Origin of the sequence: Bradyrhizobium cosmicum, from assembly GCF_032290525.1 — a bacterium.
Taxonomy (GTDB): Bacteria; Pseudomonadota; Alphaproteobacteria; order Rhizobiales; family Xanthobacteraceae; genus Bradyrhizobium; species Bradyrhizobium cosmicum_A.
This window is the reverse complement of record NZ_JASXTA010000682.1, coordinates 1-229: the sequence shown is the minus strand read 5'-3', so window position 1 is coordinate 229 and position 229 is coordinate 1. Positions and strand designations below refer to the sequence as shown.

General features: G+C 65.5%; 1 pseudogene. It reads right to left on the bottom strand.

The annotated features are described in order from the left end of the window. Positions 1–229: pseudogene (locus QSV46_RS41330) on the bottom strand (30S ribosomal protein S12 methylthiotransferase RimO); the annotation flags it as partial.

The following is a 229-nucleotide window of genomic DNA, read 5'->3' as shown; positions in this document are numbered from 1 at the left end:
GTGCACGGCCTCCAGCACGCTCTCATATTGCTGCGGGCCTGATATCGAGAGCACGCCCGGATAGGCCGCCTCGATCTGCTCGGGTTCCGCGCCCATGCAGCCGGTGACGATGACCTTGCCGTTCTCCGCCATTGCCTCGCCGATGGCGCCGAGCGATTCCTGCTTGGCGCTGTCGAGGAAGCCGCAGGTATTGACGATCACGATGTCGGCGCCGTCATGCTTGCGGGCC